The sequence below is a fragment of the Burkholderia sp. BCC1993 genome (assembly GCF_905339865.1).
Lineage (GTDB): Bacteria > Pseudomonadota > Gammaproteobacteria > Burkholderiales > Burkholderiaceae > Burkholderia.
In genome coordinates, this window is the sequence record NZ_CAJPGZ010000005.1 from 124,016 (window position 1) to 144,551 (window position 20,536).

Below are 20,536 nucleotides of genomic sequence, written 5' to 3' on the forward strand. Positions count from 1 at the left end.
GGCGGAGCAATCCGATGAATATGGCAGAAAGCCACCTGAATCCCGTCGAGCGCACCGCTGCGCCCGCCGGCACGCACGATGCTGCGCATGGCCGTCCGCTGGCGCCGCTGAACGCGAAGATCGAGGTCAACAACCTCAACTTCTTCTACAACAAGTTCCATGCGCTGAAGAACATCAACCTGCGCATTCCCGAAGGGAAGGTGACGGCGTTCATCGGCCCGTCGGGCTGCGGCAAGTCGACGCTGCTGCGCACGTTCAACAAGATGTTCGCGCTCTATCCGGAGCAGCGCGCCGAAGGCGAAATCCTGATGGACGGCGAGAACCTGCTGACCACCAAGCGCGACATCTCGCTGCTGCGTGCGCGGATCGGCATGGTGTTCCAGAAGCCGACCCCGTTCCCGATGTCGATCTACGACAACATCGCGTTCGGCGTGAAGATGTTCGAGAAGCTCACGCGCTCGGAGATGGACGATCGCGTCGAGTGGGCGCTGACGAAGGCCGCGCTGTGGAACGAAGTGAAGGACAAGCTGAACCAGAGCGGCTACGGGCTGTCGGGCGGCCAGCAGCAGCGTCTGTGCATCGCGCGCGGCATCGCGATCCGTCCGGAAGTGCTGCTGCTCGACGAGCCGTGCTCGGCGCTCGACCCGATCTCGACGGGCCGCATCGAGGAGCTGATTGCCGAGCTGAAGAGCGACTACACGGTCGTGATCGTCACGCACAACATGCAGCAGGCCGCGCGCTGCTCGGACTTCACGGCCTACATGTACCTGGGCGAGCTGATCGAATTCGGCGAAACCGAAAAGATCTTCATCAAGCCGGTACGCAAGGAAACGGAAGACTACATCACCGGCCGTTTCGGCTGATGACGGAGAATCACAACCATGTCGGATAAACATCTGTCGAGCCAGTTCGACGCGGACCTGAATGCCGTGTCGTCGAAAGTGCTGGAAATGGGCGGGCTCGTCGAGTCGCAGATCGTCGGCGCGATGCATGCGCTGAACGAATTCGATCGCGAGATGGCCGAGAAGGTGATCACGGCCGAGGAAACGCTGAACGCGATGGAAGTCGACATCGACCAGGAGTGCGGCAATATCATCGCGCGGAGGCAGCCTGCCGCGCGCGACCTGCGTCTTCTGATGTCGATTTCGAAAACGATTACGAACCTCGAGCGCGCCGGCGACGAGGCCGAGAAGATCGCGAAGCGCGTGCGCCGCCTGATCGAAGAGCCGGCCGCGCGCACGGTGAACATTGCCGAGATCAAGGTGTCGGGCGAGATGGCCGTGACGATCCTGCGCCGCGCGCTCGACGCGTTCGCGCGCCTCGATACGGTGGCGGCCGCGCAGATCGTCAAGGACGACAAGGAAATCGACCTCGAATTCCGCGCGTTCGTGCGCAAGCTCGTGTCGTACATGCAGGAAGATCCGCGCACGATCTCGGTCGGCCTCGAGTACCTGTTCATCGCGAAGGCGATCGAACGAATCGGCGACCACGCGAAGAACATCGCCGAATTCATCATCTACATCGTGAAGGGCACCGACGTGCGGCACCAGCCGCGCGACACGCTCGATCGCGAAGCCAACAGTTAATCGACTCCGTAAGGAAGAACAGAGGTGCCGATGCCCAGCAACATTCTCGTCGTTGAAGATGAGCCAGCGATTTCCGAACTGATCTCGGTGAATCTCCAGCATGCCGGTCACTGCCCGATCCGCGCGTACAACGCGGAGCAGGCGCAGAACCTGATCAGCGACGTGCTGCCCGATCTCGTGCTGCTCGACTGGATGCTGCCGGGCAAGTCCGGCATCGCGTTCGCGCGCGACCTGCGCAACAACGAACGGACCAAGCACATCCCGATCATCATGCTGACCGCGCGCGGCGACGAGCAGGACAAGGTGCTCGGCCTCGAGATCGGCGCGGACGACTACGTGACGAAACCGTTCTCGCCGAAGGAGCTGATGGCGCGCATCAAGGCCGTGCTGCGCCGCCGCGCGCCGCAGCTGACCGAGGACGTCGTGTCGATCAACGGGCTGCGCCTCGATCCGGCCACGCATCGGGTCGCCGCGCACGGCGACGGCAGCGAGATCAAGCTCGATCTCGGCCCGACCGAATTCCGCCTGCTGCATTTCTTCATGACGCATCCGGAGCGCGTGCATAGCCGCACGCAACTGCTCGACCAGGTCTGGGGCGATCATGTGTTCGTCGAAGAACGCACCGTCGACGTCCATATCAAACGATTGCGCGCGGCCTTGAAACCGGCCGGCTGCGATGCGATGATCGAGACCGTGCGCGGCAGCGGCTACCGGCTCGCCAAGCACGCGTAACGTATCCGGACATGCCGTGTGCCACGGCATGCCGTTCATTCTTTCGGACGCTGAATCATGAACATCATCTGGGCGCGCTTTCTGGTGTCGCTCGTGCTGCTCGTGCTGATCAGCGTATTGGTCGGCGTATTCGCCGGCCCGATCACGGCCCTCGGGTTCGCGGTCGTGATGCTGGTCGCGCAGGGCTTCTTCAGCACCTTCCATACGCAACGCCTGTGGCGTTTGCTCGATGCGCCCGTCTACGGCGAGGTGCCGAGCGCACCGGGCATCTGGGGGGAAATCTACTACCGGCTGCACAAGCTCGCGAAGCAGTGGCATGCGCAGGTGCGGCAGGTCGAGCAACAGCATTCGCGCTTCATCCAGGCGATCCAGGCGTCGCCGAACGGCGTCGCGATGCTCGACGACCATGACCAGATCGAGTGGTGCAACGCGATCGCCGAAGTGCACTTCGGCCTCGATGCGAAGCGCGACCTGCGCCAGCACGTCACGAACCTGGTTCGTCATCCGGAGTTCGTCCGTTACCTGAACGCGCAGCATTACGACGAGACGCTCGTGATGCGCGGGATGGGCGACTCGCGGCAGAACGTGCTGGAAGTGCAGGTGTTCCCGTACGGCGAGAACCGCAAGCTGCTGCTCACGCAGGACATCACGGAGCTCGAGCGGACCGACGCGATGCGGCGCGACTTCGTCGCGAACGTGTCGCACGAACTGAAGACGCCGCTCACCGTGCTGTCGGGCTTTCTCGAGACGATGCGCGAACTGCCGCTGAACGAGGAAGATCGCGCGCGCTATCTCGAGATGATGGAGCAGCAGGCGTCGCGGATGCGGCACATCGTCACCGACCTGCTGGTGCTCGCGAAGCTCGAGGGCGAAAGCAAGCCGTCGATGGATCACGCGATCGACATGCGTGCCGTGTTCGACCATCTGAAGGAGGATGCGCAGACGCTGTCGAACGGGCATCACGAGATCGCGTTCGCGATCGACGAGACGCTCGGCGTCACGGGCGCGCAGACCGAAGTGTTCAGTGCGTTCGCGAATCTCGTGACCAACGCGATCCGCTATACGCCGGACGGCGGCAAGATCCTGGTGTCGTGGCGGCGCGAGGGCGCGCAGGGCGTGTTCTCCGTCACCGACAGCGGCTTCGGCATTCCGGCCGCCGACCTGCCGCGGCTGACCGAACGCTTCTACCGCGTCGACCGCAGCCGCTCGCGCGATACGGGCGGCACGGGGCTCGGCCTCGCGATCGTCAAGCACGTGCTGCAGCGGCACGACTCGCACCTGTACGTGCAGAGCGAGGAAGGGCGCGGCAGCACGTTCACCGCGCGCTTCCCGGGCTCGCGGATCATTGCGATCCGGCCGGCCGCGTTCGAGGCGTGAGCGCGTAACGCGAAGCGGTGCCTCACGTCGGCACCCCGGCGGAAACAAAAAAGCACAGCCCTCGGGCTGTGCTTTTTTGCTTGTTGCGCGGCACGCGAAACCGCGCGCCGTGTGCTTACGAACAGAACTTCGCGAGCAGCCCGAGTTGCGCGTTGCGGATCGTCTTGCCCGCGCGCCGCCGGCGGTAGTGGCCGTCGCTGAGCATCTGCCAGGCCGACTGGTTGTCGCCGAGGCAGACCGACAGCCCTTCGGCGATCACGCGGCGCTTCAGCTTGCGCTCGCGGATCGGGAACGCGACTTCGACGCGGCGGAACAGGTTGCGGTCCATCCAGTCGGCGCTCGACAGATACACGTCCTCGGCGCCGCCCGCGTGGAAATAGTAGATGCGGTGGTGTTCGAGGAAGCGCCCCACGATCGAGCGCACGGTGATGTTGTCCGACAGCCCCGGCACGCCCGGCTTCAGCGCGCACACGCCGCGCACGATCAGGTCGACCTTCACGCCGGCCTGCGACGCTTCGTACAGCGCGGCGATCACCGACGGCTCCAGCAGCGCGTTCATCTTCGCGACCACGCGCGCGCGCTTGCCGGCGCGTGCATTGTCGATCTCCGCGCGGATCGATTCGATGATGCGCGGATGCAGCGTGAACGGCGACTGCCACAGCTCGTGCAGCGTGAGTTCGCCGCCGATCCCGGTCAGCTGCTGGAAGACGTGGTGGACGTCCTCGCAGATCTTCTGGTCGGCCGTCATCAGCCCGAAGTCGGTGTAGAGGCGGGCGGTGCGCGGGTGATAGTTGCCGGTGCCGAGGTGCACGTAGCGGCGCAGCGACGCCTTGCCGTTCTGCACGACGCGCCGCACGATCAGCATCATCTTCGCGTGGCACTTGTGGCCGACCACGCCGTACACGACGTGCGCGCCGACGGCTTCGAGCTGCGACGCCCAGTTGATGTTGGTTTCTTCGTCGAAGCGCGCGAGCAGCTCGACGACGACGGTCACTTCCTTGCCGTTGCGGGCGGCTTCCATCAGCGCGTCCATCAGCGGCGAATCGGTACCGGTGCGGTAGATCGTCTGCTTGATCGCGACAACGCTCGGGTCCTTCGCGGCCTGCTGCAGCAGTTCGAGCACCGGCTGGAAGCTTTCGTACGGGTGGTGCAGCAGGATGTCGCCGTCGTCGATCGCGTCGAACATCGTCGGCGCGCTCGCGATCGCGGGCGGGATCGATGCGGTGAACGGCGCGAACTTCAGGTCGGGTCGATCGACGAGATCGGGGATCTGCATCAGCCGCACGAGGTTCACGGAGCCGGCCACGCGGTAGCAGTCCTTCTCGCCGAGCAGGCTTTCCTCGAGCAGGCGTCGCACGATATGCGCCGGCGTGTCGGCCGACACCTCGAGCCGCACCGCGTTGCCGAGGTGGCGCGCGGGCAGTTCGCCCTGCAGCGCGACGCGCAGGTTGGTGATTTCGTCCTCGTCGACGAACAGCTCGCTGTTGCGCGTGATGCGGAACTGGTTGCAGCTCTTCACGACCAGTTGCGGGAACAGTTCGCCGACGAAGCGCTGCATGAACGAGCTGAGCAGCACGAAGCCGTGCTCGAAGCCCGACAGCGCCTGCGGCATGCGCACGACGCGCGGCAGCGCGCGCGGCGCCTGCACGATGCCCATCACCGCCTGGCGGCCGAACGCGTCGCGGCCTTCGAGCTCGACGACGAAGTTCAGGCTCTTGTTCAGCACGCGCGGGAACGGGTGCGCGGGATCGAGGCCGATCGGCGTCAGCACCGGCAGCAGTTCGTCGAAGAAGTAGCGGCGTGCCCATTCGAGCTGCTCGTCGTTCCACGCGTCGCTCGCGTGGAAGTAGATGCCTTCCTGTTCGAGCGCGGGGAGCACGGTTTCGTGCAGCATCGTGTACTGACGGTGCACGAGCCGCTGCGCGCGCTCGACGACGAGATCGTAAGCGTGCTGCAGCGACATGCCGTCGGGCGTCAGGGCGCCGGGGTTGTCGCGGATCTGTTCCTGAAGGCCGGCCATCCGGACTTCGAAGAACTCGTCGAGGTTGCTGCTGGTGATGCAGATGAAGCGCAGTCGCTCGAGCAACGGAATGTGCGGGTCAGCCGCCTGGGCCAGCACGCGCTCGTTGAAGCCGAGGATGCCGAGTTCACGATTGAGAAGCGGATAACGGACGGACATCGGCAGAGTAGGGGGTGATTCAGGCGATGATTCGAAAGGACGCTCGGAAACTCTCACGGTACGATGACGTGCTGATGACGATAATGTATTTATATCGGGAAATTCTACGCTTGAACCGATTCGTCTCATAAATGTTTCGGCCATATACTTTCTACCCGTGTACATGCCCGTGAAGCGTGGCAATGGCAAGCGTTCCACGCTTAAAATGTCGCCTTTGATTGATCGTCCAGCGAGGCCGGAGCGGCTGCCGCGGGCGAACGCGCACGGAGCTCCCTTCTGATGGTTACATCCCCCCATTTGCTGGCCGCCGTGGATCTCGGCTCGAACAGCTTCCGGCTGATCGTCGGGCGCGTCGAGGAAACGTCGGCGGGCAGCCAGATCTATCCCGTCGATGCGCTGCGCGAGCCCGTTCGACTGGCCGCGGGCCTGTCGAGCGACAAGATGCTCGATCGCGCGTCGCAGGAACGTGGCTGGGAGGCGCTCAAGCGGTTCGGCGAGCGCCTGCGCGATTTCCATCCCGATCATGTGCGCGCGGTCGCGACCAACACGCTGCGCGTCGCGAAGAACGCGGGCGAATTCCTCGGCGAGGCCGAAGCGGCGCTCGGTTTTCCGATCGAAGTGATCGCGGGCCGCGAAGAGGCGCGCCTGATCTATGCGGGTGCTGCGCATTCGGTGCCGGCGAGCGCGGGCAAGCGGCTCGTCGTCGACATCGGCGGCGGCTCGACCGAATTCATCATCGGCTCGCACTACACGCCGCTCGTGATGGAGAGCCTCTACATCGGCTGCGTGAGCCATAGCCGGGCGTTCTTCCCGGCCGGCAACGTCGACGAATACACGATGCGGCAGGCCGAACTCGCGGCCAAGCGCGAGATCCAGATCATTTCCAGCGAGTACAAGAAGGCCGGATGGGACCAGGCGATCGGTTCGTCGGGTACCGCGCGTGCGCTCGCGGAGCTCGTCGAGGCGAACGGCTTCAACGACGCCGGCATCACGCACGGCATTTCGCGCGGCGGGCTCGAACGCCTGAAGCGCGCGCTGATCAAGTCCGAGAACGTGAACCGGCTGAAGCTGATCGCGCTGAAGCCCGATCGCGTGCCGGTGCTTGCCGGCGGCCTCGCGATCATGCTCGCGGTATTCGAGGAACTGGGTGTCGACTACGTCGACACCACCGACGGCGCGCTGCGTCTCGGCGTGCTGTACGACCTGCTCGGCCGGGCCCAGCACGAGGACATGCGTGCGGTGACCGTCGAGGGTTTCACGCGCCGCTACGGCGTCGATCGCGCGCAGGCCGGGCGGATCGCCGCACTGGCAGTGCGGTTCTACGACGAGCTCGAGCCGTCCGACGACGACGAAGCGCGCGAGGAAGGCCGGATGTTCCTCGGCTGGGCTGCCGCGCTGCACGAGATCGGCCTGTCGATCTCGCACAGCTCGTATCACAAGCATTCCGCGTATATCGCCAGCAACGCCGACATGCCGGGCTTCTCGCGCACCGACCAGGCGCGCCTTGCCGCGCTCGTGCTCGGGCATGCGGGCAAGCTCGGCAAGCTGTCGCAGGCGCGCGACGTCGAATGGCCGCTGCTGTTCTGTCTGCGGCTCGCCGCGCTGCTGTGCCGGCGCCGGACCGATGCCGGGCTGCCGGACATTTCCGTGTCGCAGATGAAGAAGGGCGGGTATGAAGTGCGCTTGCCGGGCGCATGGGTCGAGCAGAACCCGTTGACCGACTACAGCCTCAGCCAGGAAGCGGCCGAGTGGGAGAAGGTCGGGATTCCGTATCGCGTGGTTTATACGGGCGCGTAACGCGACGCTACCGAGGGCGCGGCGCCCTCGCGCCGCTTGCCTCGCGGTGTGCTCAGTCGGAGCACACGATCGCGGTCAGGAACGGGAACGCCTGCTTGACGGTTGCGTCGCTGCCGGCATTGCGAACGGCCTGTTCGACTGCACTCTTCGTGCCGCGTACCACGACGCCGTACGCCCATTTGCCGATCGGCGTGCCGTCGCCCGGCTGGAAGATCGGGTCGTTCGCCTGGTAGCCGAGCACGACGTAGACGCCGAAGCCGTAGGCGGTCAGCGGATGGTTCGTGCGGAACGCGTTCACCGAATTCGCTTCGACGTGCATCGGCTCCGACTGGATGTCGCCGGCCGCGAGCAGCGGTGCGACGAACTTGTGGCCGTTCGAATGGCAGTCGAGCGCGTCGTCGAGCGACTTGGCCGACGCGGCGCCGGACGTGCCGAGGGTGCCGAATGTGCCGATTGCGAGCAGCGCGCCGAGCAGGGCGGTCTTGAAAACGTGGTTTTTCATGCGCGGTTGCGGGTTGGGTCGCGGACATTATCGCGTGTTCCCGCAAGATTCGTGCGCGGGCGGGGAATGGGGCGGCAGCGGGATGAGAAGGCGCACGGCGGACCAAACGAAAAAGGGCTGCAAGCGCGATGGCTTGCAACCCTTATCGTGTATATCGTGGTCGGAGCGATAGGATTCGAACCTACGACCCTCTGATCCCAAATCAGATGCGCTACCAGGCTGCGCTACGCTCCGACGAGCCGAAGATTCTATCGTCTAATGGGTGACGGGGTCAATCACGTTTTGCATACGGCGCACATCATCACGAACCGCGCACGATTGGCGACAATTCGAAGTGTGTTCGTCCGGCCCGTGGGTGGGCGGCCGAACCATTCGTCGAAGCATGGAGGGAGACATCATGATGAACCTGATCCTGTGGCGCCACGCCGAAGCCGAAGACTACGCGGCAAACGACCTCGCACGCCAGTTGACGGCCCGCGGGCGCAAGGAAGCGCAGGCCATGGCCAAATGGCTGCGCGGCCGGCTCGAGCCGAACAGCGTGATCCTCGCGAGCCCGGCGGCGCGCACCGTGCAGACGGTCGAGGCGCTGACCGACCAGTACCGGACCGTCGATGCGCTCGCACCGGGCGGCAGCGTCGACGACGTGCTGGCGGCCGCCGGCTGGCCCGACGGTATCGCGTCGACGGTCGTGATCGTCGGACACCAGCCGACGCTCGGCAGCGTCGCGGCGCAATTGATCGCCGGCAACGACGACAGCTGGAGCATCAAGAAGGGCGGCATCGTGTGGCTCGCGAGCCGCACGCGCGACGGCAGCCGTCAGGCCGTGCTGCGCGCGGTATTGACGCCGGAGCTTGCCTGAAGGGGTTTGCGGGCTTTGATCATACGGTTTCGCAAGCTTTCTGCTAAAGTCAATTCGGCGACACGTCATTGAAAGGACACGGTCGTGCCACAGAACGGTAACGACCGGTTACTACATTGGCTGGCATGTCGTCCTATTCCTTACGATCAGGAAAGCCTAATGCGAGAACTGCCGACGCCTACGCTCCCTTTTGCCTCGCTTCCCCTCGACACGACGCGGCGTCACCTGCCGCGCGCTGCTGAAACCGTCACATCCGAGTACCGTCTGCGTGCCGCCTGGGCGCGCACGGAAGACGAGCTGCGCGAGGCCCAACGCCTGCGCTACACCGTGTTCGCCGAAGAGATGGGCGCGCAGGTCAGCGGTCCGTCCGGTCTCGACGTCGATCCGTTCGATGCCTACTGCGACCACCTGCTGGTGCGCGATCTCGACACGCTGAAGGTGGTCGGTACGTATCGCGTGCTGCCGCCGCACGAGGCCGCGCGGGTCGGCCGCCTGTATGCCGAGGGCGAATTCGACCTGTCGCGCCTCACGCACCTGCGCGGCAAGATGGTCGAGGTCGGCCGCTCGTGCGTGCACAGCGACTACCGCAGCGGCGCCGTCATCATGGCGCTGTGGGGCGGTCTCGGCGCATACATGATGCAAAACGGCTACGAGACGATGCTCGGCTGCGCGAGCGTGTCGATGGCCGACGGCGGCCATTATGCGGCGAACCTGTATCAGTCGCTGCCGGCGAACTCGCTGACGGCACCGGAATACCGTGCGTTCCCGCATACGGCGCTGCCGGTCGACGAACTGCAGACAGGCACCGTCGTCGCGCCGCCGCCGCTGATCAAGGGCTATCTGCGTCTCGGCGCGAAGATTTGCGGCGCGCCGGCGTGGGATCCCGATTTCAACTGCGCGGACTTCCTGACGCTGTTCCGGCTGTCGGACATCAACGCCCGCTACGCCCGGCATTTCCTGGGCTGAGCCATCCCGATCGCGGCGCGCTGCCCCGGGCGCGCGCAAGCGAACGCCGTCGCGCGGCAGGTTGTCGCGCGACGGCGTTCGACCATTCCGAGGATGTTGTCCTGTCCGACCCTGTTAATTTGAGCGACATGCGCCGACCACCGTGCGGGTGGGCGCACGTTCGGAGCGGGTCGCGCGCGGCGGCCCGGACGACAGGGCGGGCTTGCCTAGTGCTTGCGCCGCCAGTCGAGCAGATGGTGTTCGGCCATCCAGTGATGGATCATCCCTTCGCCGCCATGGTTGCGCTTGTATTCGCGCGACTCGAAATAGGACAGGGCGACGAGCACCATCAGGCCGATGAACAGGCCGATCAGGCCGGCAATCTCTTCAGACGACATGGCAGCCTCCTTTCAACGGCACAGCGCCATGGGTACATAGTAGGACATGCGCGGAACGACCCCTAACCCGGAATTCCGCTAGACTCGGCGCGGTCCTGGCGCGCGATGGGCGCGCCGTTTTACGGAGCCTTCCCGATGACCCGTTTCATGCTGGCCGTGCTGGCCGCGTCCATTCTTGCCGGCTGTACCAGCGATCCCCGCCAGGCCCGTCGCGGCCACCCGCCGCAAGATCCGGCCGATTACCACGGTGTGCCGACCGACATGACGCCGCCGTCGATGCTCGGCGAGCCGGCGCCGTCGGCACCCGCAGCCGTGCAGTAACGATAGCGGCAGGCCTTCGCGGCCGTCAGGTGCCGGCCGTGAAGGCTTCGGCGCCGATCCGCCGCATCAGCGCCGGCAGGTAGCGCGCGAGCGTCGCGCCGCGCGCGACCATGAACAGCAGCAGCGCGAACCAAAGCCCGTGATTGCCGAACGGACCGACGGCCGCCAGCGTCGCGGCGATGAAGATCGCGAACGACGCGACCATCGCACGCATCAGCGATTGCGTTTGCGTCGCGCCGATGAACACGCCGTCGAGCAGGAATCCCCACACGGACACGATCGGCGAGACCGCCGCCCAGGGCAGGTAGCGCAGCGCGACCGCGCGGATCTCGGCCTGGTCGGTCAGCCGCGCGACGATCCAGCCGCCCGCGACCCAGTAGACGAGCGCGAACAGCAGCGCGCCGAGCGCGGACCACAGCAGCGTGACGCGCACGGCCTGCCGGAAGGCGGCGCGGTCGCGCGCGCCGGCTGCGGCGCCGACGAGTGCCTCGGCCGCGTGCGCGAAACCGTCGAGCCCGTAGGCCATGAAGGTCTGGAAATTCAGCAGCAGTGCGTTGGCCGCGAGCGTCGCGTCGCCTTGTCTGGCGCCGAGGTGCGCGAACCAGCCGAACGCGCCGAGCAGGCACAGCGTGCGCAGGAAGATGTCGCGATTGAGCGCGATCAGCCGCTTGAGTGCCGCACGGTCCGCGAGCGCCCGCGCGGCCAGCGGCGCGACGCCGCGCGGCCGCAGCCGCCACAGCATCCAGGCGCCGAGCGCGAAGCCGCATGCGTCGGCGGTCGCGGTCGCCGCACCTATTCCGGCGATGCCCCAGCCGAAGCCGTACACGTAGAGCAGCACGGCCCCGATATTCACCGCGTTGATGAAGACCTGCGCGACGAGCGCGAGCCGCACGCGTTGCACGCCGAGCAGGTAGCCGAGCACGACGTAGTTCGCGAGCGCGAACGGCGCGCTCCAGATCCGTGCGTGGCCATAGGCCAGCGCCGTCGTGCGCACGGCCTCGCTGCCGCCCAGCGCGGTCAGCGCGAACGACAGCAGCGGCACCTGCAGCGCGAGCACGGCGGTGCCGAGCGCGAACGCGACGATCAGCGCGCGCAGCACGTTCAGCCGGATGCCGGCGGCGTCGCCGGCGCCGTGCGCCTGCGCGACGAGGCCGGTCGTGCCCATGCGCAAGAAGCCGAAGCCCCAGAACACGAAATTGAAGAACAGCCCGCCGAGCGCGACGCCGCCGAGATACTGCGCGCCGTCGAGGTGGCCGGCGACGGCCGTGTCGACCGCGCCGAGGATCGGCTGGGTCAGGTTTGCGAGGACGATCGGGAAGGCGAGCGCGAGGACGCGCCGGTGCGAGACGGCGGCCGATCCGGCGCCGGCCCCGTGCGGTAAGGCGGATTCGGACATGGCGAACGCGTCAGGCGCGTTCCTGCACGCAGACCCACGGCGACACGACGACCGCCCACAGCTCCGGATTGCGCGCCGCGAAGTCGGCGGCGGTTTCCGCCGGCATGCGTGCGACGAGGCCGGACGACAGCCAGCGCGTGACCTGTTCCGCGTCGTCGCCGGCGATCGCTTCCGCGACGCTCACGAGATCGAGATCGCGTGCGACCGACAGCAGCTTGCCCTGTGCGAAGAAGCGCTCGAGATCGCACCAGTCGATCTTGGCGGTTTCGCCGAGGAGTTTGGCGTAAAGCGGGCTGTGCGACGCGCCCGCGGCGGATTCGTGTTGGTGGGAGGACATCGGTTGTGTGCTGGAAAGACTGCGTGGCGCCACTATAAACCATCCGGGCGCGCGGCCGCCCGCCCGGTACGGCCACGACCGTTTCAAGCGTCGCGCAACGCGCGCCGCACGATCTTGCCGGTCGCCGTCATCGGCAGGCCGTCGACGAACGCGATCGCGCGCGGGTACTCGTGCGCGGCCAGGCGCGTGCGCACGTGTGCCTGCAGCGCCTGCACGAGCGCGTCGTCGCCGACGTGGCCGGGGTTCAGCACGACGAACGCCTTGACGATCTCGGTGCGCGTCGGGTCGGGCACGCCGACGACGGCCGCCATCCGTACCGCCGGATGCGTGAGCAGGCAGTCCTCGATCGGCCCCGGGCCGATCCGGTAGCCGGCGCTCGTGATCACGTCGTCGTCGCGGCCGACGAAGCGCACGAAGCCGTCGGCGTCGATCGTGCCGGTGTCGCCGGTGAGCAGGTAGTCGCCCGCGAACTTGTCGCGCGTGGCGGCGGGATTGCGCCAGTATTCGATAAACATCACCGGGTCGGGGCTGCGCACCGCGATGCGCCCCTCGACGCCGGGCGGCAGCGGCGTGCCGTGCTGGTCGACGATCGCGATCGCGTGGCCGGGCACGGCCTTGCCGATCGCACCGGGCTGCGCATCGAACAGCGCCGCGCACGACGACAGCACCATGTTGCACTCGGTCTGTCCGTAGAACTCGTTGATCGTCACGCCGAGCGCGTCGCGCCCCCAGGCCGTCAGCTCGGTGCCGAGCGATTCGCCGCCGCTCGCGACCGATTTCAGCGCCAGCGCGTGGCGCTCGCGCGGCGCCGGCACCGCGCGCATCAGCTTCAACGCGGTGGGCGGCAGGAACGCGTGGGTCACGCCGTGCCGCGCCATCAGCGCGAACGCGGCTTCGCCGTCGAACTTCTCGAAGCGGCGCGCGAGCACGGGCACGCCGTGATGCCATGACGGCAGCAGCACGTCGAGCAGCCCGCCGATCCATGCCCAGTCGGCGGGCGTCCAGAACAGGCGTGCGTCGCGCGGGAAGCATTGCTGCGACATCTCGACGCCCGGCAGATGGCCCAGCAGCACGCGATGCGCATGGAGCGCGCCTTTCGGCTTGCCGGTCGTCCCGGACGTGTAGATGATCACTGCCGGATCGTCGGCCGCGGTGTCCGCCGGCACGAAATCCGGCGATTCGGCGGCGAGCGCGGCGTCGAAGCGCAGCACGTCAGGCGCGTCGGGTGCATCGTCGCCGATGCAGTAGCACGTGCGCAGCATCGGCAGTTGCGCGCGCAGCGGCGCGATCTTCGCGTAACCGGCTGCGTCGGTGACGAGCGCGGCGGCTTCGCTGTTCGCGAGCCGGTATTCGAGGGCGTCGGCGCCGAACAGCGTGAACAGCGGCACCGCGATCGCGCCGAGCTTGTACGCGGCGAGATGCGCGATCGCTGTTTCCGGACCCTGTGCGAGGAAGATCGCGATCCGGTCGCCGCGTTGCAAACCCGCCCGCGCGAGGCTGTTCGCGAAACGGTTAGAAGCATTCTTCAGGTCGTCGAACGTGAGGCGCGACACGTCGCCTTGCGCCGTTTCGTGGATCAGTGCGAGCCGTCCGCTGCCGTCGGCCCACTTGTCGCAGACGTCCACGCCGATGTTGTAACGGGCCGGAATGTCCCACCGGAAGCGGGAGAGCAGGTCGTCGTAGCGGTCGGCAGCGGGCAGCATGCGAGTCTCCTTGGCGTCGATCGTCGGCATCGGTCGATAGATTACATCGGCATTTCACGCGACCGAAACCACAATGGCGTCTGATAGATAGGGAATGTGCGGACTCGTGCAACGGGTGCGGCTCAGTGCACGATTCCGTAATGACGCATAAGATCACGAGAAAACAGTGATATGACCATGGATTTGCTTCTGATAGCTGCGGGGTTCAGCCTCTTCGGAATCGGGGCGCTGGTGGCGTTCGCCAGCCGTGTCGATCCGCTGTCCGGCCGGTTCACCGGCCGTCTGCGCAAGCGCTGACACAACCTTCCCGATCTCCCTCGCGACGACATGCGATGCGTGCCGGCATCGCGTGTCGTCTATCGCCTGCCGTCGACGCTGGCGCGCTCAGCGCGCCGGCAGGTAGCGTGCCGGATCGATCGAGCGGCCACCGTAGCGCAGCTCGAAGTGCAGCGCGGTGCGATCGCTGTCGCTGTTACCCATCTCTGCGATCGTCTGCCCCTGCGTGACCGGCTGGCCTTCCTTCACGAGCAGCGCACGGTTGTGCGCGTAGGCCGTCAGGTAATCGGCGTTGTGCTTGAGGATGATCAGGTTGCCGTAGCCGCGCAATCCGTTGCCCGCATAGACGACGGTGCCCGGCGCGGCGGCCAGCACCGGCGTGCCCGCAGCGTTCGCGATATCGATGCCCTTGGATTTCGAGCCGTCGAAGGTGCGCACCACGTTGCCGGCGGCCGGCCAGATCAGCGCAATGCTGGTGGCCGGCTTGACCGCCGATTCGACCGGCGCGGAAGGCGCCGGGCGGCTGCGGCCCGCGCTGCCGGTGCCGGTGGTCGACGCGGTCGACGCGGTCGTCGTGCCCGGCGGCGGCGCGACGCGCAGCACCTGGCCGACCTCGATCGCGTCGGGGTTCGTGATCTGGTTCCAGCGCACGATGTTGGCCGTCGACGTGCGATTCTCGCGCGCGATCTTGTAGAGCGTGTCGCCGCGCTCGACGCGGTAGTAACCCGGGCCGACGGGAGCGGAGCCGCACGCGACGAGCAGCGCGGCGCAGGCGGCCGCGAAGAGCCGCTTCGTTGTTGTTCCGATCATTGAACCTCGCAAAACCCCGCCGCGCGCGACGCGGCAGGCGATACAAAACGTCCGATTTTAACGGGTTCGACCCGCGCACCGCAGTTTCGGGCCGCGGGCGCGGCCGGCGCGCACCGGTTCGGTGCGGCCGATGTCAGCCGGCGAGCGGCAGCACGCGAATCCGCAGCGTGGCCGATTCCGTCGCGCCCGGTGCGAGCATGCGCAGCCCGAGGCCGTTGTGGATCGCGTCCGGCAGGCCGAGCCATGGCTCGACGCAGTAGAAGTCCGATTCCGGTTTTTCCGTCCAGGTCGTGACTGCGTACCACGGGATCGAGCCCGGTACGTCGAGCGCGATCTCGATCGTGCGGCGGCGGCCCGGCATCACGATGCGTACCGGCGTGGACGGCGCGCCGTCGAGACAGTGGAAGCGGTCGAGGATCTCCGGATCGCCGAGGCTGTACGACGCTGCGCCGGGCTCGAGCGGGCTGATCGAGCCGTCGGCGCGCTGCATGCACAGGCGCGTCGGCGGCAACTCGAGCGTGGTTGCCGCGCGTTCGCCATGCGGCAGCGCGAAATAGAAATGATGGCCCGCGTAGTAGGGCAGCGGCGTGTCGCCGCGGTTGGTCGTGGTGAGCGCGACGTCGAGCGTGTGCGCATCGGCGAGCCGGTAGGTCGTCTCGAACCGGAAATCGAACGGATAGCTGTCGCGCAGCGCGTCGTTCGCGTCGAGCGTCATCGACAGCGCGGCGCCGTCGGCCGACGGCCGTGCCGCGAACGGCAGGTCGCGCGCGAAGCCGTGCATCGGCAGGTCGCGGACCACGCCGGCGGCATCGCGCCAGCGGCCCAGTTCGCCGTCGACGCGATGGCGGCCGAGGAACGGAAACAGCAGCGGATTGCCGCCGCGCACGCGCGCGAGGTTGCTCCAGTCGGCCGTTTCCGGCCAGAAGATGACCGGCTCGCCGTCGACGTGCCACGACAGCAGGCGGCCGCCGAATTGCGGGGCGACCCGAACGAGCGACGGGCCGGCGTGGAGTTCATGAATGTCGTGCTGCTGGAAGATCGGCATGGCGAATCGGTATGAACGGGTGGGCGGGGTGCGCGATGGCGCGCTCCATTATCGGGTTGCGAGGCGGTCGGGGAAAACCCTTCTCGGGGAAATTGCGAGTTTTTCAACCTGCCGACGGTCTGGATAATGCCTCTAAACCGGTGATGTTGCCGGGTCATGACACTTCGTGGAGGGGGCCATGGATCTGGCAATGGCAATGGGAATCGCACTGTTCGGCATGTTCACCGGCAGCACGGTATTGTTTTTCTATCAGCTCGGCCGCTGACGGCAATTTCTGCCGGAATCGCAAGGCCCGCCATGCAAATGGCGGGCTTTTTGCTTTCTGCGCGCTTACAAATTGCAAGCGTTTGTGTGCATTGCCGCAATAACCAGTCAAATGCCTTGGCGCAGTAATCTGGGCTGGGCATAATCGGGGCGCGTTTTTTCGGACGCGCGATGCGTCGTCCGCTCTTCTACCCGACTGATCACCACCAAAAGGACCGACGCGTGAGTCTCTGGTTTCTGGTATTCCTGAGCGTCCTGCAGGGCGTCACCGAACTCTTCCCCGTCAGCAGTCTCGGCCACACGCTGCTCGTGCCCGCGCTGTTCGGCATGCACATCGACAAGCATGCGCCGCAGTTGTTGCCGTTCCTCGTCGCGCTGCACCTCGGCACCGCGCTCGCGCTGCTGTGGTATTTCCGCGCGCGCTGGATCGCGCTGATCAGCGGCTTCTTCGCGCAGCTCGGCGGCCGCAAGAACGACGACGGGCACCTGATGTGGGCGCTGATCATCGGCACGATCCCGACCGGGATCGTCGGCCTGCTGCTCGAGAAGCGCATCGAGCGCGTGTTCCACGACCTGCGGATCGTCGCGATCGCGCTGATCATCAACGGCGTGCTGCTGTGGATCGGCGACCGGATCCAGCGCAGCCGTGCGCATCAACCGCCCGAGAAGATGACGTTCAAGCAGGCGTTTTTCGTGGGCCTGGCGCAGATCGGCGCGCTGATCCCGGGTTTCTCGCGCAGCGGGCTGACCATGATCGCCGGCAACGTGGCCGGCCTGACGGCGGAGAAGGCGGCGGAGTTTTCGTTCCTGCTCGGCACGCCGATCATTTTTGCCGCGGGCGTGCTCGAACTGCCGAAGCTGTTCCATGCGCGCGACCAGCTCGCGGATGCGCTGCTCGGCGGCGTGCTAACGGCGATTGCGGCTTATCTGAGCGTACGGTTCCTGATGCGCTATTTCGAAGGGCGCGGGCGGCTGGCTTCGTTCGGCGTGTATTGCGTGATTGCCGGGGTGTTCTGTCTCGGCTGGTTCATGCTGCATCCGCAGCCGGTTTGAGGGTTGCGGTGCCGCCGGTCGCGCGTCGCGCGTGATGTGACGCGATGATCGGGTATAATTTCGGGCTCGGCTTCATGCCGGGCCCGTTTCGTTTCGGGGCTTCGAGTTTTGGGTTGTCGTGGTGGTGCTCGAAGCCTTTCGCGTGAAATGCGGTCCGGGTTTTGTCGCCGTGTCTTTTCCCCTCGACCGCCCTTAGCTCAGTTGGATAGAGCAACGGCCTTCTAAGCCGTAGGTCACACGTTCGAATCGTGTAGGGCGGGCCAGTGAAATCAATGCGTTAGCCCGATTTTTATGGCCGGGCTTTTTGCTTCTGCGGATGGCCGGAACCAATCCGGAACCTAGTTCGCTCAACGTTGCGGTCGAACCGACTTCACGAACGCGGCATAGGGATTTTCAGCGGGCAATGGCGGCGGCGCGTCGATAGCTTGCCGTCCGCGCGGACTCAGGCCGAACGCATCCAGTAGCCGGGCCGCTTGGGCGCGCGCATCGCTCAACGCGCGCAGCGCCGGATGTGCCTTGCTTCCGCCCGTCCCGGTCGCAATCGTCAACCCTTCACGGTCCAGCGTCTCGCGCAACTGCGCCTCCGTTGCCAAAGTTTCGGCAAGCAGTTCGAGCGCGCGTAGGTCGGACGCGCTCAATAGACCTAAGCTCACGACGAGCGGCGCGACGCGGACCCATTCCGCAGCCGCACGCGATGACATGCCGTCAGGCGGTGGCGGCGCGACGGTCAATTGATCGGCCGCGATGCCCTTAAGCCGGTCGGCACGCAACGTACCCGAAAGTGCCTTCGCGGCGTTCGATTTCTGCGGCATGATTCGCTCCCGAAAAATGGTTTTGGCGCTGGCGTTGCAAAAATTCGCGTTGCGCAACGATCACCGGCACGGCGGCGGCCGGGATTGAATGCCCCCTGGGGTATGATCGGATGCCTCGCAGACCCGTCATACCGGCCGCTCTGATTGCCTACAATCGAGTTGAATCGCGACACGCTGTTGTCGCGTAATGCACCCCAGAGCGTCGCATGATCCAAGCATGCGATCCGGCTACGCGGCTCACTAAATCGTCGTCGTCACGATCAATTCATCAAACCCCAATTTGATGATCCTCTTCTTAATCAAAGCCTGAATTGTCGTTATGAGCAAGGCGGCGCCGAACTGAATAAGCTCGTAAAAGTCGCGCATGTGATCGTCCAAACTACGATCGATTACTTCACTATTAATTGGGTGTGGAACTGCATACCCTCCATGCACAAACGAACTACGTAAATCGTAAAGTTTTCGCAGCCGTTGATTCAGTATTTTCTGCGTTCGCGTGTCCAAGTCGAGCACCACCCCTAGACGTCGAACCATTCCGGACACACTCTCGCCGACTCTTGTCGAGACCAAAGCTTCAAGTCCATGGAATATCCATGCAACTGAGTCGATCCGCGTCTCGCCGTTGGCCATGTGCAATAGCACATACAACGCCTTTTCGATTCCCGTGCCGGCTCGTTGTTTATAGCCGATGTCCAGCGCCTTGAACCACTCACATACATCCTCTCTTGGCAAAGCCTGCACATTCGGCCAATTTCCGTCTAATGAATCTACCCATGCACATTCGAATGCGTATTGAGAAAGTCTTACTTCGATTGGCGATCGATCTTCATGCCTTGAAATCGACAGGCTATAGAAATTGGCCGACCCCGGTACCGCTAGGTTGGCAACAAGAAATACCTCATGGACAAATGTTTCGGCGAAAAAAGATGGGTACCATTGATATGACGAGGTATCGTTTTCACCAGAAACCGTGACTTTCGCTGGTATTTTTAATGGACGGGAAACCCTTTGGTGCACGCTATTATTCGGCGGAAGGCCTCCTGTCGATGCAGGACGCCAAGCCTCATTAAAGCTGCGAATTCGGTTCGCCAAGCGCTGCCAGTTGATATCAACCCTGATGGTACATCCGTTATGCTCATATTCGCGCTGGCGCAGCGCTTCGGGTGCCTTGTGCCAAAAATTTTCGATTAGTGGGTCAATGATTCCACCATGCTCGTCGCCATCTCTAGTGCAACGCTTAAATTCCAATACATGCTCATATGAAATTGGCTTCGTTTTCTTCATAGTGGGGTACCGCATTTTGAGGTGATATATCCTGCCACAACTATCCGGTTCGACCATAGAAGAACGGCAGGCGGCGTGCAGCAACGGCACGCACCGCCGATGCACGCCGCCGAACGCACGCTTAGCTTTGATAACCCGCGACTTCGCTCAACAGGTCGCCGTGCGGCCGCGAACGGCGAGTTTCCCACTTCTGACGCGGCACGAAGCTGAACAGCGGTTCCAGCGCCGCATCTACGAGCATCCGCGCACGCGATACCAGTTCGTCGCGTGGAATTGACCCGTCATGAACAAGCGCGCGAACGTCGCGTTGTGCCTCGGCGATTTTCGCGCGAGCCGCCTTGATTTGGGGCATGTTCGTCGTAACGTTGCCGACGCGAGCGCCCAGCCAGTTTTTCTCCGTGAATACGTCGGTCCGAACTGCGGCGCGCAACAAATCATCGGCGCTCGACAATTCGTCGAGCGCCTCGCCGACTTCCGGCGGCGCGGTGCGTTCGAGTTCAGTCAAGATGCGCTGCCGCTTCCCCTCGTGCATCTGCGACATAACAACGTGCCGGGTACGCGCGTCCACCATCGCGCGTTCGGCATCGCGGTAAGCCATTTCGGCCTTGATGAAATCGGATTCCGTCCGCGTCGCTTCCTTCGCCGAGGCGGAAAGCTCGCGTTCGGGATTCGGCACCGCCTTCAGTTCGCGCGCCAGTTCGGCGCGACGCGCATCGAGCTTCGCCCGTTGCTTCGCCGTGAGTTCGTCGGCGAGGCCGGTATCGGCGACGAGCGCGTCGAGGATTTCCATGCGCTCGGAAAGGGAGCGTTTCATCATGATTTTGTACTCCTATTTACTGAAGTAAAACACCTTCACAATG

20 protein-coding genes and 2 tRNA genes are annotated in these 20,536 nt (G+C 65.1%); 10 read left to right on the forward strand and 12 right to left on the reverse strand.

What is annotated here, in order from left to right; genetic code table 11:
• The first annotated feature begins 14 nt into the window (after positions 1-14).
• From pstB to phoR, 4 genes are read left to right on the forward strand one after another with little or no spacing between them, the layout of a single operon-like run.
• The gene (gene pstB, locus U4Y91_RS09665) at positions 15-863 is read left to right on the forward strand and encodes a phosphate ABC transporter ATP-binding protein PstB (protein ID WP_039319486.1); all 849 of its coding nucleotides are present in this window, start codon (positions 15-17) and stop codon (positions 861-863) included.
• An 18-nt stretch (positions 864-881) separates the two neighbouring features.
• Entirely contained in the window at positions 882-1,586 is a 705-nt protein-coding gene (phoU, locus tag U4Y91_RS09670) for a phosphate signaling complex protein PhoU (RefSeq protein WP_321804878.1), read from the forward strand.
• Positions 1,587-1,616: 30 nt separating this feature from the next.
• The gene (phoB, locus tag U4Y91_RS09675) at positions 1,617-2,318 is read left to right on the forward strand and encodes a phosphate regulon transcriptional regulator PhoB (RefSeq protein ID WP_006750313.1); all 702 of its coding nucleotides are present in this window, start codon (positions 1,617-1,619) and stop codon (positions 2,316-2,318) included.
• Between the two features lie 57 nt (positions 2,319-2,375).
• Positions 2,376-3,695 (forward strand): phosphate regulon sensor histidine kinase PhoR, encoded by a 1,320-nt coding sequence (phoR, locus tag U4Y91_RS09680; protein WP_321804879.1) that lies wholly within the window; start codon positions 2,376-2,378, stop codon positions 3,693-3,695.
• Positions 3,696-3,810: 115 nt separating this feature from the next.
• Here the strand turns inward: phoR and ppk1 are convergent, their stop codons facing one another.
• Positions 3,811-5,874 carry a polyphosphate kinase 1 gene (gene ppk1 / locus U4Y91_RS09685; RefSeq protein ID WP_321804880.1) on the reverse strand — a complete coding sequence of 688 codons (2,064 nt, stop codon included), beginning with the start codon at positions 5,872-5,874 and terminating at the stop codon, positions 3,811-3,813.
• A gap of 279 nt (positions 5,875-6,153) precedes the next feature.
• Between ppk1 and ppx the strand changes: the two genes are divergently transcribed.
• Complete coding sequence (ppx, locus tag U4Y91_RS09690; RefSeq protein WP_321804881.1) at positions 6,154-7,671, forward strand: exopolyphosphatase; 1,518 nt, start codon at positions 6,154-6,156, stop codon at positions 7,669-7,671.
• 52 nt (positions 7,672-7,723) lie between these two features.
• On the opposite strand, the gene U4Y91_RS09695 is transcribed toward ppx, so the two are convergent.
• Both U4Y91_RS09695 and U4Y91_RS09700 read right to left on the reverse strand, forming a co-directional pair.
• The gene (locus U4Y91_RS09695) at positions 7,724-8,173 is read right to left on the reverse strand and encodes a hypothetical protein (RefSeq protein WP_321804882.1); all 450 of its coding nucleotides are present in this window, start codon (positions 8,171-8,173) and stop codon (positions 7,724-7,726) included.
• A 157-nt stretch (positions 8,174-8,330) separates the two neighbouring features.
• Positions 8,331-8,407 (reverse strand) — tRNA-Pro (locus U4Y91_RS09700).
• Between the two features lie 163 nt (positions 8,408-8,570).
• Between U4Y91_RS09700 and sixA the strand changes: the two genes are divergently transcribed.
• Positions 8,571-9,032 (forward strand): phosphohistidine phosphatase SixA, encoded by a 462-nt coding sequence (gene sixA, locus U4Y91_RS09705; RefSeq protein WP_321804883.1) that lies wholly within the window; start codon positions 8,571-8,573, stop codon positions 9,030-9,032.
• Between the two features lie 159 nt (positions 9,033-9,191).
• The gene (locus U4Y91_RS09710; protein WP_257775169.1) at positions 9,192-9,998 is read left to right on the forward strand and encodes a GNAT family N-acetyltransferase; all 807 of its coding nucleotides are present in this window, start codon (positions 9,192-9,194) and stop codon (positions 9,996-9,998) included.
• Positions 9,999-10,204: 206 nt separating this feature from the next.
• Here the strand turns inward: U4Y91_RS09710 and U4Y91_RS09715 are convergent, their stop codons facing one another.
• Positions 10,205-10,375 carry a hypothetical protein gene (locus tag U4Y91_RS09715; protein WP_014897413.1) on the reverse strand — a complete coding sequence of 57 codons (171 nt, stop codon included), beginning with the start codon at positions 10,373-10,375 and terminating at the stop codon, positions 10,205-10,207.
• 135 nt (positions 10,376-10,510) lie between these two features.
• Between U4Y91_RS09715 and U4Y91_RS09720 the strand changes: the two genes are divergently transcribed.
• Positions 10,511-10,696, forward strand: coding sequence for a hypothetical protein (locus U4Y91_RS09720; RefSeq protein ID WP_321804884.1), 186 nt, complete (start codon positions 10,511-10,513; stop codon positions 10,694-10,696).
• A gap of 25 nt (positions 10,697-10,721) precedes the next feature.
• Here U4Y91_RS09720 and U4Y91_RS09725 read toward each other — a convergent pair whose 3' ends face one another.
• The 5 genes from U4Y91_RS09725 to U4Y91_RS09745 form a co-directional block, all read right to left on the reverse strand.
• Entirely contained in the window at positions 10,722-12,092 is a 1,371-nt protein-coding gene (locus U4Y91_RS09725; protein ID WP_321804885.1) for an MATE family efflux transporter, read from the reverse strand.
• A gap of 10 nt (positions 12,093-12,102) precedes the next feature.
• Complete coding sequence (locus tag U4Y91_RS09730; RefSeq protein ID WP_124501004.1) at positions 12,103-12,429, reverse strand: DUF2288 domain-containing protein; 327 nt, start codon at positions 12,427-12,429, stop codon at positions 12,103-12,105.
• Positions 12,430-12,512: 83 nt separating this feature from the next.
• Positions 12,513-14,132 (reverse strand): acyl-CoA synthetase, encoded by a 1,620-nt coding sequence (locus U4Y91_RS09735; protein WP_321804886.1) that lies wholly within the window; start codon positions 14,130-14,132, stop codon positions 12,513-12,515.
• Between the two features lie 384 nt (positions 14,133-14,516).
• Positions 14,517-15,218 (reverse strand): peptidoglycan DD-metalloendopeptidase family protein, encoded by a 702-nt coding sequence (locus tag U4Y91_RS09740; RefSeq protein WP_321804887.1) that lies wholly within the window; start codon positions 15,216-15,218, stop codon positions 14,517-14,519.
• A 133-nt stretch (positions 15,219-15,351) separates the two neighbouring features.
• Positions 15,352-16,263, reverse strand: a complete 912-nt coding sequence (locus U4Y91_RS09745) for an aldose epimerase (protein ID WP_321804888.1) — start codon at positions 16,261-16,263, stop codon at positions 15,352-15,354.
• Between the two features lie 486 nt (positions 16,264-16,749).
• Here U4Y91_RS09745 and U4Y91_RS09750 point away from each other — a divergent pair, with 486 nt between their 5' ends.
• Positions 16,750-17,580 (forward strand): undecaprenyl-diphosphate phosphatase, encoded by an 831-nt coding sequence (locus U4Y91_RS09750; RefSeq protein WP_124487597.1) that lies wholly within the window; start codon positions 16,750-16,752, stop codon positions 17,578-17,580.
• A 186-nt stretch (positions 17,581-17,766) separates the two neighbouring features.
• Positions 17,767-17,843 (forward strand) — tRNA-Arg (locus U4Y91_RS09755).
• 84 nt (positions 17,844-17,927) lie between these two features.
• On the opposite strand, the gene U4Y91_RS09760 is transcribed toward U4Y91_RS09755, so the two are convergent.
• The 3 genes from U4Y91_RS09760 to U4Y91_RS09770 all read right to left on the reverse strand — a co-directional run bounded on the left by U4Y91_RS09760 (position 17,928) and on the right by U4Y91_RS09770 (position 20,493).
• Complete coding sequence (locus U4Y91_RS09760; protein ID WP_027787855.1) at positions 17,928-18,392, reverse strand: phage terminase small subunit P27 family; 465 nt, start codon at positions 18,390-18,392, stop codon at positions 17,928-17,930.
• 240 nt (positions 18,393-18,632) lie between these two features.
• Positions 18,633-19,676 (reverse strand): hypothetical protein, encoded by a 1,044-nt coding sequence (locus U4Y91_RS09765; protein WP_321804889.1) that lies wholly within the window; start codon positions 19,674-19,676, stop codon positions 18,633-18,635.
• Positions 19,677-19,797: 121 nt separating this feature from the next.
• The gene (locus tag U4Y91_RS09770; RefSeq protein ID WP_321801469.1) at positions 19,798-20,493 is read right to left on the reverse strand and encodes a hypothetical protein; all 696 of its coding nucleotides are present in this window, start codon (positions 20,491-20,493) and stop codon (positions 19,798-19,800) included.
• Positions 20,494-20,536 lie beyond the last annotated feature (43 nt).

Coding starts and splice junctions, on each gene's coding strand:
- pstB (WP_039319486.1), top strand. CDS start 15: ATGAATATGGCAGAAAGCCACCTGAATCCCGTCGAGCGCACCGCTGCG.
- phoU (WP_321804878.1), top strand. CDS start 882: ATGTCGGATAAACATCTGTCGAGCCAGTTCGACGCGGACCTGAATGCC.
- phoB (WP_006750313.1), top strand. CDS start 1,617: ATGCCCAGCAACATTCTCGTCGTTGAAGATGAGCCAGCGATTTCCGAA.
- phoR (WP_321804879.1), top strand. CDS start 2,376: ATGAACATCATCTGGGCGCGCTTTCTGGTGTCGCTCGTGCTGCTCGTG.
- ppk1 (WP_321804880.1), bottom strand. CDS start 5,874: ATGTCCGTCCGTTATCCGCTTCTCAATCGTGAACTCGGCATCCTCGGC.
- ppx (WP_321804881.1), top strand. CDS start 6,154: ATGGTTACATCCCCCCATTTGCTGGCCGCCGTGGATCTCGGCTCGAAC.
- U4Y91_RS09695 (WP_321804882.1), bottom strand. CDS start 8,173: ATGAAAAACCACGTTTTCAAGACCGCCCTGCTCGGCGCGCTGCTCGCA.
- sixA (WP_321804883.1), top strand. CDS start 8,571: ATGATGAACCTGATCCTGTGGCGCCACGCCGAAGCCGAAGACTACGCG.
- U4Y91_RS09710 (WP_257775169.1), top strand. CDS start 9,192: ATGCGAGAACTGCCGACGCCTACGCTCCCTTTTGCCTCGCTTCCCCTC.
- U4Y91_RS09715 (WP_014897413.1), bottom strand. CDS start 10,375: ATGTCGTCTGAAGAGATTGCCGGCCTGATCGGCCTGTTCATCGGCCTG.
- U4Y91_RS09720 (WP_321804884.1), top strand. CDS start 10,511: ATGACCCGTTTCATGCTGGCCGTGCTGGCCGCGTCCATTCTTGCCGGC.
- U4Y91_RS09725 (WP_321804885.1), bottom strand. CDS start 12,092: ATGTCCGAATCCGCCTTACCGCACGGGGCCGGCGCCGGATCGGCCGCC.
- U4Y91_RS09730 (WP_124501004.1), bottom strand. CDS start 12,429: ATGTCCTCCCACCAACACGAATCCGCCGCGGGCGCGTCGCACAGCCCG.
- U4Y91_RS09735 (WP_321804886.1), bottom strand. CDS start 14,132: ATGCTGCCCGCTGCCGACCGCTACGACGACCTGCTCTCCCGCTTCCGG.
- U4Y91_RS09740 (WP_321804887.1), bottom strand. CDS start 15,218: ATGATCGGAACAACAACGAAGCGGCTCTTCGCGGCCGCCTGCGCCGCG.
- U4Y91_RS09745 (WP_321804888.1), bottom strand. CDS start 16,263: ATGCCGATCTTCCAGCAGCACGACATTCATGAACTCCACGCCGGCCCG.
- U4Y91_RS09760 (WP_027787855.1), bottom strand. CDS start 18,392: ATGCCGCAGAAATCGAACGCCGCGAAGGCACTTTCGGGTACGTTGCGT.
- U4Y91_RS09765 (WP_321804889.1), bottom strand. CDS start 19,676: ATGAAGAAAACGAAGCCAATTTCATATGAGCATGTATTGGAATTTAAG.
- U4Y91_RS09770 (WP_321801469.1), bottom strand. CDS start 20,493: ATGATGAAACGCTCCCTTTCCGAGCGCATGGAAATCCTCGACGCGCTC.